The organism is Pseudomonas sp. S30, from assembly GCF_016518545.1.
Lineage (GTDB): Bacteria > Pseudomonadota > Gammaproteobacteria > Pseudomonadales > Pseudomonadaceae > Aquipseudomonas.
Genome location: NZ_JACVTO010000004.1, coordinates 292,377 through 305,295, shown reverse-complemented (window position 1 = coordinate 305,295; position 12,919 = coordinate 292,377). Strand labels below are relative to the sequence as shown.

The following is a 12,919-nucleotide window of genomic DNA, read 5'->3' as shown; positions in this document are numbered from 1 at the left end:
GCGGGCGAGGGAGGGCGCTGGATCAGCGATTCAGCGACAACGAATCATCGAGGATCTTGAGCAATGACGCTGCGCGCCGGGTGTACACCTGAAGGTCGGCATACATCAGTTCCACATGCAGGCTGTCCATGATCCCGAGATAGGCATCGGCATAGACGTCTGTGAGGGCGCTATCACGTCGCGCCCACTCGAATCGGCCCCGCAGGCTCTCGCCGAAGTCCTCGCGGATGTTCTCCAGGTGCTGCTCGAAGCGGGCAGTGACCACGTCCTTGACGTCGGCGGGTGGGAGGAACGCTGTGCGCAAGACCAGCTTCAGGCTCTGGGAACGCTGGTATCGCTCGCCCAGATTGAGCACCAGCCAGTGACCTGGAGCGACCTTACCCGCGGCTTCTTCCCGGAACGCCTGCTCGACGAACGCCGCCTCGGTTGCCAGAGCCCGCTCGAACGCGGCGGTGTACAGCGCCGCCTTGTTGGCGAAGTGGGCGTACAGCGACGCCTTGCGCATCCCGGCCAGCAGGGCGATTTCGTTGAGCGACGAGGCGTCGTAGCCCTGGGCTGCAAAGTGGCCGATGGCCGCCTCACACACCCGTGTCGCCGAGGGGGAAAGCGCTTTCAATGCCGTGACTCCGTCAAGAATGAGACCAGACCGTGCAGGATCGGGCTGCGATTGTCGTGGGCTCGGTGCCGGGGGTCAACCGGTGGCCGTCGATCTTCCAGCCGTTCCCGACACGCCCTGTCATTGCGTGGTTTGCGCCAGGTAGCTGATGAACAGGCGAAACAGTTCGGCATGACTGGAAATCTCCAGGCGCTGGTAGAGATTGTGCTTGTGCACCTTCACCGTACCTTCGGAAATACCCAACTCAGCGGCGATGGAGGCATTGCTGTGGCCTTGCAGCAGCAGCTTGGCGATGTAGCGCTGGGCGTCGGTGAGTTGCCCCAGCGCTCCGACGAAGGCGCTCTCCAGCTTGCTGTCCACCTCGCTGCTGTCCAGCTGATGGGGCAGTTGCCGGCCATGCTGCTCGAGGACGGCGCGGATCAACGGATCCAGCCCTTTCAGGTAGGCCACCTCAGCGTCGGTGAACAGGCCGCGTCGCTGCGCTTTCATCACGCTGAACACCAGGGCCGCGCGGCCCTGCAGATGCACGATGTAGCCAATCTCGTCGATTTGCGTGCCGTGGGTGGACGACACGCAAGGATGCAGGTCGGGAGAGATGGCGAAGCCCGAGGCGAAGAAACTGTCCGGCGCCAGCTCGCTCATGCGCCAGAGCCCACCTGGATGCCGATGGGTGCTGGCCACGTAGAAGGGGTCGAGCAGGTATCCGCCACGGCTGTAGGCCTTGAGGGTCCGGGCAGAGACCTGGTCGTTGTAGCCATCGTGCAGCAGTTCGGCGGGCTGGTCGAAGCGGAACAGGTACAGGCAGCTCATGTCGTAGCTGACCTTGTCCTCCAGCAAAGCGCACAGGTGGCGCCCCAGGTGGGCGCTGCCGATGGCCGTGACGAGCTTGGCCGCGACGCTGGCGTCCTGGCTGTTCATCGTGATCTCCTCTGCGGGGGCCCGCTACGCCAGGGCGCAGTGACCTTTGCCCTGGCCAGCGGCGAGTGTCGAGTGTCGACAGAACATACCAGAAGCGCCCGACCCAGACACCGGCCTGCACTGGATTGCCGGGTGTCGCCAACGCGTCCCCTGGCAATCCGGTCCCAGTCAGGCACCTTTGAGGGGCGTCAGCGGGGCCGCGAAGGAGGAGGGGGTCTCGAACGGCGTCAGGTGCAGCTGTTTCCTGCGGTTGAACAGGTAGTACAGCACGCCCGGCACTATCAGACCTGGCAGCCAGGAAATGTCCGTGCCCACGATCTGCGCGATCGGCCCTTTGTAGAACGACAGCTCCATGAAGGGAATCTGGATGAGCACCGCCAGCGCGTAGATCAGCAACGTGTTCCAGTTGATCCTGCCGTAGATACCATTCACGTCGTACATGGCTGCCACGCTGTAGCGCCCTTGGCGCACCCAGTAGTAGTCGGCCAGGTTGATGGCGCTCCACGGCACCAGTACGTACACCTGGCCGATCAGGATATCGCTGAAGTAAGCGCTGAAATTGTACTGCGCCGCGATGGCGATCCAGGTCACGATGACGGCGACGATGGCCATGATGATGAACTTGGCGAGCTTGCCGATCCGCACGGTGCCTTTGAAACCGGTGAAGATGGTCGTGGTGGACATGTAGGAGCTGTACAGGTTCATGACGTTCCATTCCAGCACGCCGATGATGATGACGTAGTAGGCCAGCCGCTCGTAGCCTGGGAACAGCCGGGCGATGGCACTGCCTGGATCGGCGATCACATCCATCGCCGCACTGGCCATGATCGCCCCCAGCAGCATCACCACCGACGACCCCACGACGATGCCGCCGTAGCTGTACCAGAACGTCGAGCCCGTGCGGGTGCTGCTCGGCAGGTAGCGCGAGTAGTCGGCCACGTAAGGCCCGGCGCCGAGTGTCCAGGATGCCGCCTGAGTGACCACCAGGCAGAACGTCGCGAACTTGAAAGTGCTGCCCGACACCTCCCACACCCCGGCCGGCAGGCCATGCCGCAACACGACGTAAGCCGCCAGTGCGAAGATGATGCCCGAGAGCACGCTCATCCAGATGCCGATGCGGTGGATCAGCTCATAGCCCACGTAGCCGACGATCAAGGTCAGCACGCCGAAGAGCATGATCGCCTCGTTGTCGGACACCGGCGCCACGGCCTTGATCGAGTCGCGCATCACCACACCGTTGGCGGCGGTGAACAGGATGTAGGCCAGCACTACAATGGCCAAGGGCAGGCCGGCACCGATCACGCCGAACTGGGCACGGCTCTGGATCATTTGCGGAATGCCCAAGTGCGGACCTTGGGCGGAGTGCGCCGCCATGAATATCGAGCCGATCAGGTTGCCCAGGATCAGGCCGATGAAGGTCCAGCCCAGGTTGAGCCCGGCGACCACACCCAGGGCGCCGATCACCATGGTGGTGACCTGCATGTTGGCGCTGCACCAGATGGTGAACAGGCGCGCAGGGGAGCCGTAGCGCTCGTTCTCCGGGATGAACTCGACGCTTCTGCTTTCGATCTCCATACAGTGTTCCTTCTTGCCGACGATTTTAGGTTTTGTTGTGGGCAGTACAGGTGTACATGAGCCGCGCTTTGTTCTGGGCGCGCGCGGGCTCGGGGTCACTCAGGCGGCGGTGTAGCCGTTGTCGACGAACAGGTGGGCACCGTTGACGAAACTGGCATCGTCGCTGGCCAGGAACAAGGCCGCCTTCGCCACTTCGGCCGGATCGCACAACCGCCCTTGCATGCCCTGGAGCATGTCATCGGTGATGTGCGTGCCGTGCTCGCGCAGCAGCTCGAGCTCGCGGCGACCATGGGCGGTACCGATGAAGCCAGGGCAGATGGCATTGCTGCGAATGTGGCGGTCACGGAACTCCACCGAAATCGCCCGGGCGAACATATGACAGGCGCCCTTGCTCGTGCAGTACAGCACCTCCATGGGCGTGCCGACCACGCCAGAGATGGAAGAGGTGCACAGCACGCTTCCGCCGCCAGCGGCTATCATTCCTGGCAACACGGCGCGGGTCACCAGGAACATGCTCTTGACGTTGATGGACATCAACCGGTCCCAGTCTTCTTCTCGCGTCTCGAGGAAGGGCCCGACATGAATGGTGCCGGCGTGATTCATCAACACCGTGATCGCCCCCAGACGCTGCTCCACCTGCTTCACGGCGCTTTGCACCTGGTCGGCATTGGAGACATCGGTAGCGATGAAGCACGCGCTGCCGCCCTCGGCTGTCAGGCGTTCGGCGATCCGGCTGCCGTCGCTGCTGGGCAGGTCGAGGATCGCCACCTTGGCGCCTTCCCGTGCGAACAGCTCCGAAGCTGCCAGCCCGCAGCCTCCCGCGCCGCCTGTGATCAGTGCGACTTTTCCGGCTAGACGTCCCATCATGAGTTTCCTTGTTGTTCGAATCGGAAGCGATGGGCACGAAACTAACGGCGAGGGGCAGGGTGGTCCATATGCCGAAGGGTATAGAGGAGGGGGGTGAGCTATTAAGGCTAGGACGACACGGCTGGAATTGCCCGACGCCGTTCCAAGAGCCTGGGATCACGCTGAGGATGGGAAAAACCCAAACGACCGGCGTGACAACGACGGCGGTGCCGCATTCGAATCCACAGCAGAAACGAACATTGCGATCAGGACACTCATCTCGGACCGACGCTCGCAGGCTTGCTCAGCTGGAATGTGGAAATGATTACAACGGGGTCGAGAGACCTACGACTAGGCAGGTCCCTGATCGTGGGGCAGTTGAGGCGTATAACGGTGTGAAGTCACCGGGTCGAACGTGTTGAGTTAGCACCAGCTCCGCAAGAGCTGACACTGCAACACGCCCCATCATCCACCGATAACTCAACTAAATATTCATTTAGTTGAGTAAAGCTGCGATCGTCGCCGAACAGGGCAGGTTCACAGCTTACTCGCAAATCATTGCTCGCGGAACAGTCGCTCGTGAACCCACCCATTGTTAGTCAGGACAAACGCGCGTTTTTCGCGAATTGGCGTCTTCTGACTAGCAACCATACGTTTGAGGTCACTGTTAGCATCCATTAGTGCCTGGCTGGACGCCCATTTAGGTAGGTCGTCGACCTTGTAGGTGTAGGTCACTTCAGAGATCCGGTGGCCCATCATGTCCCCAGGCTCGCTGAACTGCTCGATCTTGTCGACCTTGGCCTTACCGATGCACAGGCCTGGGATGACGGTACCATCGGGCTTGGTGCGGGCGTCATCTTTGTAGTACTTGCGGCCTTCATCGGTGAGCTCGTACCGGTACTTGATCTCGGTGTGAGCTTTCTGGAATAGGCTGTCGGGGTAATCCTTACGAGACGTTTCGACGGCCTTCAATGCACCGGCTTCGGCCAATGCGCTCAGGGTTTTGTTGGTGCCGTAGACGTCGAACTCCTGGGTGTCCATCGGGAATGTCGAAGTCACCAGGCAGCTTGGGTAGGCTTTGTCGAGCCAGGCCTGGGTGGCTTTCTCGAAGTTTTCCTCCGAGGCTTTCTTGGGATCCGAGCAGCCGACCAGCGCTGTGGCGAGGATGGCTAATGGGAGCAACATGGTGCGCATTGCGGGGCGTCCTTGTCTGAGTCAGATGGATGAAAACCGGTTCGGGCGGTGCTGGGTACCGGCTGCGAGGTTGGAGGGATTCCGGGGGGGTGATGGTTCCGTGGGGGGTGGAGCCTGAATGAGTTTTGCCAGGTGAATTGTAGCCTGGGGTCGGGTTGATGGGTGCATATGTAGGTGCGCATAATGACAGGGCCTTATGTTGAGCGGCGTCCGGATAATGCCACCGGCTCCGGGCGTCGCTTAATATAGGGTCCATTATGCGCATCCAACTCTCGCTCTCTGATCGCGCCGTGCGCGATGCCAAGGCCTACATGGCCAACCCTGACCCTGAGCATGCCATCGAGTCGCTGATTGATTCGTATGGCGTCCTGGTGGCCGACATTCGCAAGCTGCGCTCCAGGGTTCGTCAGCTCGATGACGAATCCGCCGAGCTGGATGGCCTGGTTGAAAAGCTGAGATCTGTCGCCGCGCTGATCCAGGATCTCTAATGACAGTTGAGGGGCAGCGTTGACAGTTGAGGGGCCGGAGCTGAGTGCCTGGTTGGGACCAGTCGCTCCGCGACCGTTCCAGGCAGGGGCTCAGATGCGGCGGACAAGCGCAGCGCGTCAGTTTTCACGCCGTTTTGGCTGCTGCCCTTTGGCGTCCAACCGCTTTTGATCGATCTGCAGCGCCGTTTCCAGGGCAGATCTGATGATGACATTTGAGGGGCCGGCCTCCAGGTGATTGACCTGCTGGCCGCCGAAGGCGGGTGGGGGTGCTGTTACACCCCCACTTTACCGCGGTTTCCCGCGATCCTTAGCCCAGCACTCCTATTTTTTTGCTGTCGTTGTTGCGTTCGCCCTTCATGTACTCCTCCATTTCCATGCCTTGGAGGATCGAGCTGATTACATTGAGGGCTATAGGTTTGTGGGTATCGTTCAGGCTTCCGAAACGGCGGAGCAGGCCCAACATCTGAACCTCTAGCCCTCGTTCCTCATCGCTGAGCAGGATTTCATCTGTGGTGCATTGGAAGAATTTAGCTATCGCCACAACCTTGTCACTTGGCGGCACATTCTTGCCTTTTTCCCAGCTAGCAATAGTGTTTTCTGCCACGCCAACCGCCTCAGCCACGGTTTTCTGCGAGTATTTGTTAACTTCTCGCCTAAACCTGATGTTCTCTCCGATGCTCATCGCCGCTTCAACCGAATGTTCATGATCCATAGACTCTAACTCCTGTGTATTCATACAGCACATAGATTTATTGGGTCTAACTGCGACTTATCTCTTGTCAAAAGGCTAACACATAGCGTAGCTTTGGCTTCGTAATGTGTTGGGTTGACAAGGATTTCTGATGTTCATCGATTGGCTCACAATTTCGCAGGAGCACGACCATGATCTGCCGATCGTGTGCGACGTTGTGACGTTGACGATCGACTCGAACACCAATGAGGTACTGAGCACCAAGCAGCCTCGCTTCAAGCACGAGGCAAGCTATTCAACCTCCGTCACGGTTCATGTTCAGGGCCGAAAAATCCGAGTCGAGGGCAATCCAAGCAGAGTAGGGCGGCTGGACAACTTGTTCGGCTTCACCAACATTGAGCAGTGTGTTGCCGTCTACAACGACCTTCTTCGTGAATACGGGTTGCCTGGCTTTACTCGTTGTACTCGACTCGATATCCGTCAGGGCGCTTCAGGTGCAAATTCCGGTGACAGGATCGCCGACGGCGCAAAAATCGAACGTATTGACCTCACAACTAACGTTGCGTTGGGTGAAGGCAATGTTTTGGCTTACCTGCGCGGTGTATCTAGCCAGCGCATCGGCCACTCCATCGGCTTCTTGTATCCCAATGGTCGTACTGTTGCTTGGACTCCGAAAGGAAATGGTCAGGGCGGCCGCCTGCAATATAGAAAGGCCTATGACAAAGCCTTTGAAATGGATCAAAACTGCCTCCCAAAAATCAAGCGCATTTATGGTGAGGAATCGCCTGAATATCAATATGTCCAGCGTGTTCGTGATTACTGCGCTACTGAAGGTGTCGTGCGTCTAGAGCAAGAGCTAAAAAGCGAATTCTTGCAGCGCGAAGCCCTTTGCTACTGGGGCCTATTTGATGAAGGGCGTTTAGCCCAGCTCCACTGTGAGTTTCTTAAAATTGATGAAAAGCTGAAGGTGACTGCGATGGATATCGTTAGCATTAGCGAGCAGCTGTTGGCAGAGAAAATTGTTGATACCACTCGCGCTGCAAATACAACTGCCCTTTATGCCATTCAATGGATGCATGGCCAGCGCTTCGATTTTAAGAAACGACAAGTCCAAGACCATGCAGCTCGTCTTAATCGTATTGGCATCAACATTCGCAATGCCTGCGATACCAGTCGATTCGCGCCTATTTTTGTCCGACAGTGCCGCGAAGTCACCAAGTCTACTTTGGCTGTTCCGTCCTGGTACCAACGTCCTAACCACTTGAGGCAGGTTGCGGCATGAAAACTGTCAGCTTCCAGGGCGTACAGCTTACATCTGGTCAACGGCACAGGCTTGAACAACAGCGTCGTATTAAAAGTGTGTTTAATCCACTATTAGGCGAGCAGGTTGCTCAGACCATTGCTGTGCTCGAGGTTCGAAAAGAGCAGGGCACCCAGCCTGAAAAGCAGTGGGTAACTATCATTGATACTCGCGGCACTGTCTCGATTGCAGAGTGGATGGGCTATTAATATCTTTAGCCGCTAAAAAACGCCCATCAGGGCATAACCTACGCTGGCCTTTAGTTGCTAGCTGCCAAAAAATAGAAGAGGGCACTTATGTCTAACTCAAATACTATCACTGTTGAAGTTACCGGCCAGTATCGCACCGGTACTGCTGCTAAGAGTGGCAAACCTTATTGTATGTATACGGCATTTGTCCATCTACCAAACATTCCTTATCCTCAGATGGCTGATTTCTACGCTGAGCTGCCTAACCAGGTGCCTCAGCCTGGTACTTATGAGTGCGATGTTATCGCAAGCGTTCGGGATTCCCGGCTAATCTTTGAGGTCGATCCTCGCCAGGGCCGTCGCGTAAGCACTCCACAGGCTAAGACTGCGTAATGCCCGGTTTACTGCATTGCCCTGGTGAACTTGTCATGCAGGGCGTTGCATCACCTATGTGCTCGGTTGATTGGGTGCTTGTTCCATACATTCAACCATTTGACCCGTCACAGCTCGATCCAGTCATCTTGGGTCAAGCATTCGGCGCCGGTTTTACCTTAGTTGCAACCTTCATGGTTTTCTCCATGGGTATTCGGGCGTTTCTAAATTTCATCAAAACGAGTTGAGGCTTCTATGCTTAAGAAAATCGGTAAAAAGAGCTTTGCTGCTGTATTTGTCACTGCTGCTATTTCGGCTAATGCTTCCGCAGCCGACGCTGGTTGGAACTATTCTTCGCTCACATCGAGCGTTGATTTCTCCACTATCAGTGTTGGTGTGTTGGCTGTAGCAGCATTGCTAGCTGCTGTTTATGCAGGCATCAAAGGTGCCAAGATTGTTCTCGCATTCTTGCGTTGACGGCTCTTTTCTAACAAAGGGCTCTTCGTGAGTCCTTTTTTTTGAGTGCCTTATGGATCAACTTTATTATTTCACAATGTTTGTAATCGGTTCTGGCTGCGCCTTTGCTGTCTTCTACGGGTGGTAACTGTGAGAAAAATAGTTCTCTATGCTTTATTCGCCGTATGGGCCCCTTTTGTTTTTTTAGACAATGCCCACGCAGGTCAGGAATACTGGGCCTGCTACAATGGCACCAATACCCCTAACCCAGCTTATGAAACTTGTAGAAGTAAGGGGTATTACTCTCAGACCCCTGGCGATGCGGCATTGCAATACATATACGCATATCGAACTTGGATGATGAATCTTTACGGGTCAAACTTCCTATCTTGGGAGGCGGAAGGTATTAATTGTCAGCCTCACAGTCCTCCCCTTTACTATATGTATACTTGTAAGTTTAAATCAACTCTTAAAGTTTTCGAGTTCGGCAAGCTGAAAACCATTTATCAGGGGCGCGATGACTTTGCTTGGGTATCCCGCCCTTTTAGTTGTGAGGCAAGCCAAGTTTTCAAGGGCTTGCCTTCTTCCGTAATTACATCCCAGGAAGGGAAGCGTATCGTTCTTTCTAGACCCCCCGGTGAAAACGTTTGCAGCAACAGTTGCAGCTACACCGCTGATCGCAGCGACAAATGTTATATGACAATCGGTTCGGATAATGAAGGCTTCTGTAACTATCGTTATTATCTAACTTTCGATTCTGCTGGCCATGAAATAGCTTGCACTACTGATCCTTCCATCGTCCCAGGCGAAGTAGGTGACGAACTTACTGATGCCTGCCCTGAAGGATATGAGTTTGTTGATGGCAGTAAGCAGTGTACTCCAATACCTAAAGACCCTGCTGGTGGTGGCGGTACTGGCGGCGGTGTCAGTACTGGTGGTGGTACTGGCGGCGGTGGCAGTACTGGTGGTGGTACTGGCGGCGGTGGCAGTACTGGTGGTGGTTCTGGCGGCGGTGGCAGTACTGGTGGTGGTTCTGGCGGCGGTGCTAGCACTGGTGGTGGTTCTGGCGGCGGTGGTAGCACTGGTGGCGGTACTGGCGGCGGTGGCAGCACTGGTGGCGGAACTGGCGGTGGTTCCGAGGGTGGATCTTCACATGACGATACCTTTACCCCACCTGGTCTTCTAGATTTGTCTAAGTCTATTGCCGGTCGTGAAGCTCAGGCAAAAGCTCAATTTATTGAGATGAAGCAAAAAATGGCTGAATCGAACACTTACATGACAGCAAAAAATGCTTTCGACGGTTCTTCTCACACTTCAGCTATTTGCCCAGTAGGATCTGTAAATCTTTTCTCCCAAGAGATTGTTTTTGACACTCACTGCAAGCTGTTTGATCTGATCGCGCCAATATTGAAAGCTATTTTTGTCGCTATTTGGTCTTTTCTTGCTGTGCGTATTGTTCTTTCCGCTTGAGGTGCCTAATGTTGTCTGCGCTTGCTAGTTGGCTAAAATCTATTCTCGAGCAAATTGCAGGCTGGCTCATTGACCTAATGTTCTTGGTTTTTGGCTGGCTTTGGAGTGCGCTCCTTTATCTGCTCGACGCTTTGGGCTTAGCTGACCAGATTAGATTGTCAGCAACGGCGTTTGATCAGATACCCGATTCAGTTTGGTACTTTATGAATATTTTCCAAGTTCAGTTTGGATTAGGCGCATTACTGACGGCTTATGTCATCCGCTTCATGATTCGTCGTTTGCCGGTGGTTGGCTAATGGCAATTCATGCATATGTTGGCAAGCCCGGCCACGGCAAGAGCTATGGTGTCGTCGAGCGAGTAGTTATACCGTCTCTTAAGCAAAATCGGCATGTCGTCACTAATATTCCTTTGAACGCTGACGATTTGCTTGCCGATTTTGGCGGCACCATTCAGCAGCTTCCTTCTGACTGGTTTGACTTACCTGATCTTGCTGAATACGTTCTTCCAGGGTGTGTTCTCATTATTGATGAGGCATGGCGTCGTTGGCCGCAGGGCCAAAAGTCGAACCAAGCAAATCCCTGGGACAAGACACTACTTGCCGAACATCGTCATATGGTCGATGCAAAAAACAACTCAATGCGCATTGTGATTGTGACTCAGGACCTTTCCCAAATTCCTAGCTGGGCAAGAACGCTTATTGAAACAACCTTTAGAGTTGTCAAGATATCCAAGAAAATCTACAGGGTTGATGTTTATTCAGGTGTCGTTACAGGAGATAAACCTCCTGTCTCTAGCCGCGTCCGTCAATTCCCTGGACGTTTTGATAAGGTCATTCAAAACTACTACAAGTCTGCGACTCATTCCGCTACCGGCGCCGTTGGTGATGAGTCCGTGGCTGACAAGAGTGCATCTTTTTTGCGTTCATACGGTTTATGGTCGTTGGCTTTTGTTGTTGTCGCCGGTCTGCTTTTTGGTACTCTTGGAGTTAAGAGTTTCTTTAATAAGTCGCCTGACAAAATTCAGCAGGTCCCAGCTCATTCTCCAGCTCCAACCGTAGCTTCAGTACCTAAGTCAGCAACGCCTCCATCCGTTATATACTCTGAAACCTGGCGACTGACTGGCTTTATTCATCCATCACAGCCAGATCCTAACTCAAAGGTTGACGTGTCTGTTGCTGTACTTATTGATACGTCAGCCCGCACTCGCTATATCGCTTTCTCAAGATGCCGTTTTTTCACTGATTTCAAAGAAGCTTACTGCGACGTAGACGGTGAGCGCGTCACAACTTGGACTCCGCGAAAATCTTCTTTCAGTATTCCGCCTATCATCGGGGGCTTAGGCGGTGGGACTGCTCAGCGTAGCGTAAGCAGTCCATCCGGCTAAGCAATCGGCCTCGCTTCATCTAAGTATTAATCACAGCTGCATTCTTTCGTCTGCGTAAATGGTTGAGTAGGGGGCCTGTATGTCTTATTTAAATCGTTTTATTACTATTCTGTGCTTTTCGGTTGTCTTCTCATTAGCCCATGCCGACGACAGCCCCCAGCCTTTGACATTCGACTTCCAGGTAATTCAGGTTTCTGACGCTCTCCAGGTGCTGGCAGATTATCGTGGTTTGAATCTTGTCTTGGGCGATGGCGTGTCCGGTTCGCTTTCTATGCGAATGAAAGATGTTACTTGGGATCAAGCTATTGAGTTTGTTACCGCGCCTCGCGGGCTTCTATATACGGTCGAGGGCAAATTTCTGCACGTCAGCCGATATCCATTACATGACCGCGCGCACGATAGTGATGGTCCTTTTTTAGGAGAATCTGGCATCCCCTCAGCCGGTGCGATTCCTTCATATAAGGTTTCAGTGTTGAAAGTGCATAACATTCCATCATCGGATGCAATCAAGGCATTCCCACTTGATCCTGGTGAAAGCTTGAACGCTGAAGAGGGTTCTTCAGTTGTCGTTGCTCGTATGAGTGATGAGCGCTTGGTCGATTTGCGAACTTACCTGAAAGCAGTGGATTACTCACGCAAACAGGTGATTATTGAGGCTCGTATTGTTGAGGTTGATCGCTCTTACACTAAAAATCTAGGTGTTAAGTGGTCAACTTCTGCCGGAAGTGGTATCGGCAAATTGACTGGCAGCGTTCCGCTGGGTTTGACGCCTGCTGCAATTGCGGGATTTGGTATTACGTCCAGATCATTCAATCTAGACGCTGAGCTCGATGCAATGGAACTGGCTGGTAAAGGTCGTGTGATTTCTAGCCCGCGTGTGATCACCAGTGATCGTCATCAGGCTAAGATAATCAAAGGTTCTCAGGTTCCATATCAGCAATCAGCTGGTGACGGTGCAACGTCGGTTTCCTTTAAACAGGCAGCATTGTCGCTCGATGTTACGCCTCTGGTTAACGATTCTGGCGTCCTTCTGGATGTGATCTTGTCGAAGGATGAACCTGATTACTCCAAGGCTTTGAGCGGCGTGCCGCCGATCAACACAACGTCTCTTACGTCGCGTGTTTTCTCTGGTTTTGGAAAAACAGTTGCATTGGGAGGTGTCTATTCGGATGCTGACAGTACCGTTGTACGCAGTGTGCCGTTCTTCGGACAGATTCCAGGTTTGAAGTGGTTGTTCAGCAGCAAGTCGACAGTGAAGATGCAGACTGAGCTTGTTTTGTTCTTGACCCCGCGTTTGGTTGATGCACCTATATAACTCAACTAAATAGTCATTTAGCTTAGTTATTTCTTAGGATCATATCATAAAGGCAGGGTAGCTCATGCGTGACCGCTAACGCTCACGTTTGTACGCTAGCGTTCAA

Annotated in this window: 16 protein-coding genes; 10 read left to right on the top strand and 6 right to left on the bottom strand. The window is 54.3% G+C overall.

Features of this window, described 5'->3' with window-relative positions; translation table 11 throughout:
- Positions 1 to 22 precede the first annotated feature (22 nt).
- The 5 genes from IAE34_RS07175 to IAE34_RS07155 all read right to left on the bottom strand — a co-directional run bounded on the left by IAE34_RS07175 (position 23) and on the right by IAE34_RS07155 (position 5,149).
- Positions 23 to 616: a TetR/AcrR family transcriptional regulator gene (locus IAE34_RS07175; RefSeq protein WP_200138171.1), complete on the bottom strand. Its 594-nt coding sequence runs from the start codon at positions 614 to 616 to the stop codon at positions 23 to 25.
- A gap of 120 nt (positions 617 to 736) precedes the next feature.
- Positions 737 to 1,534, bottom strand: a complete 798-nt coding sequence (locus IAE34_RS07170) for a helix-turn-helix transcriptional regulator (RefSeq protein ID WP_200138170.1) — start codon at positions 1,532 to 1,534, stop codon at positions 737 to 739.
- Between the two features lie 168 nt (positions 1,535 to 1,702).
- Positions 1,703 to 3,109 carry a purine-cytosine permease family protein gene (locus tag IAE34_RS07165; protein WP_200138169.1) on the bottom strand — a complete coding sequence of 469 codons (1,407 nt, stop codon included), beginning with the start codon at positions 3,107 to 3,109 and terminating at the stop codon, positions 1,703 to 1,705.
- Between the two features lie 99 nt (positions 3,110 to 3,208).
- Complete coding sequence (locus IAE34_RS07160) at positions 3,209 to 3,976, bottom strand: SDR family NAD(P)-dependent oxidoreductase (protein ID WP_233630989.1); 768 nt, start codon at positions 3,974 to 3,976, stop codon at positions 3,209 to 3,211.
- 534 nt (positions 3,977 to 4,510) lie between these two features.
- A complete protein-coding gene (locus tag IAE34_RS07155) occupies positions 4,511 to 5,149 on the bottom strand; it encodes a hypothetical protein (protein WP_200138168.1) in 639 nt (212 codons plus the stop codon).
- Between the two features lie 257 nt (positions 5,150 to 5,406).
- Here IAE34_RS07155 and IAE34_RS07150 point away from each other — a divergent pair, with 257 nt between their 5' ends.
- Complete coding sequence (locus IAE34_RS07150; protein ID WP_138217818.1) at positions 5,407 to 5,637, top strand: DASH complex subunit Dad3; 231 nt, start codon at positions 5,407 to 5,409, stop codon at positions 5,635 to 5,637.
- Between the two features lie 307 nt (positions 5,638 to 5,944).
- On the opposite strand, the gene IAE34_RS07145 is transcribed toward IAE34_RS07150, so the two are convergent.
- Positions 5,945 to 6,349: a helix-turn-helix domain-containing protein gene (locus tag IAE34_RS07145; RefSeq protein WP_200138167.1), complete on the bottom strand. Its 405-nt coding sequence runs from the start codon at positions 6,347 to 6,349 to the stop codon at positions 5,945 to 5,947.
- A gap of 130 nt (positions 6,350 to 6,479) precedes the next feature.
- On the opposite strand from IAE34_RS07145, the gene IAE34_RS07140 reads away from it, so the two are divergent.
- The 9 genes from IAE34_RS07140 to IAE34_RS07105 all read left to right on the top strand — a co-directional run bounded on the left by IAE34_RS07140 (position 6,480) and on the right by IAE34_RS07105 (position 12,813).
- Entirely contained in the window at positions 6,480 to 7,610 is a 1,131-nt protein-coding gene (locus tag IAE34_RS07140; RefSeq protein ID WP_200138166.1) for a phage/plasmid replication domain-containing protein, read from the top strand.
- A complete protein-coding gene (locus IAE34_RS07135) occupies positions 7,607 to 7,837 on the top strand; it encodes a hypothetical protein (protein ID WP_200138165.1) in 231 nt (76 codons plus the stop codon). Before IAE34_RS07140 ends, IAE34_RS07135 begins: the two co-directional genes overlap by 4 nt.
- A gap of 87 nt (positions 7,838 to 7,924) precedes the next feature.
- Positions 7,925 to 8,209, top strand: a complete 285-nt coding sequence (locus IAE34_RS24715; RefSeq protein ID WP_442793248.1) for a propanediol utilization protein — start codon at positions 7,925 to 7,927, stop codon at positions 8,207 to 8,209.
- Positions 8,209 to 8,436, top strand: a complete 228-nt coding sequence (locus IAE34_RS07130; protein ID WP_200138164.1) for a hypothetical protein — start codon at positions 8,209 to 8,211, stop codon at positions 8,434 to 8,436. The genes IAE34_RS24715 and IAE34_RS07130 overlap by 1 nt, the downstream gene beginning before the upstream one ends.
- Before the next feature lie 7 nt (positions 8,437 to 8,443).
- Positions 8,444 to 8,665 (top strand): hypothetical protein, encoded by a 222-nt coding sequence (locus tag IAE34_RS07125; RefSeq protein WP_200138163.1) that lies wholly within the window; start codon positions 8,444 to 8,446, stop codon positions 8,663 to 8,665.
- A gap of 129 nt (positions 8,666 to 8,794) precedes the next feature.
- The gene (locus tag IAE34_RS07120; protein WP_200138162.1) at positions 8,795 to 10,114 is read left to right on the top strand and encodes a hypothetical protein; all 1,320 of its coding nucleotides are present in this window, start codon (positions 8,795 to 8,797) and stop codon (positions 10,112 to 10,114) included.
- An 8-nt stretch (positions 10,115 to 10,122) separates the two neighbouring features.
- Positions 10,123 to 10,410: a DUF2523 family protein gene (locus IAE34_RS07115; RefSeq protein WP_200138161.1), complete on the top strand. Its 288-nt coding sequence runs from the start codon at positions 10,123 to 10,125 to the stop codon at positions 10,408 to 10,410.
- Positions 10,410 to 11,498 carry a zonular occludens toxin domain-containing protein gene (locus IAE34_RS07110; RefSeq protein WP_200138160.1) on the top strand — a complete coding sequence of 363 codons (1,089 nt, stop codon included), beginning with the start codon at positions 10,410 to 10,412 and terminating at the stop codon, positions 11,496 to 11,498. The genes IAE34_RS07115 and IAE34_RS07110 overlap by 1 nt, the downstream gene beginning before the upstream one ends.
- Positions 11,499 to 11,577: 79 nt before the next feature.
- Positions 11,578 to 12,813: a hypothetical protein gene (locus tag IAE34_RS07105; protein ID WP_200138159.1), complete on the top strand. Its 1,236-nt coding sequence runs from the start codon at positions 11,578 to 11,580 to the stop codon at positions 12,811 to 12,813.
- The last annotated feature ends 106 nt before the right edge of the window (positions 12,814 to 12,919 follow it).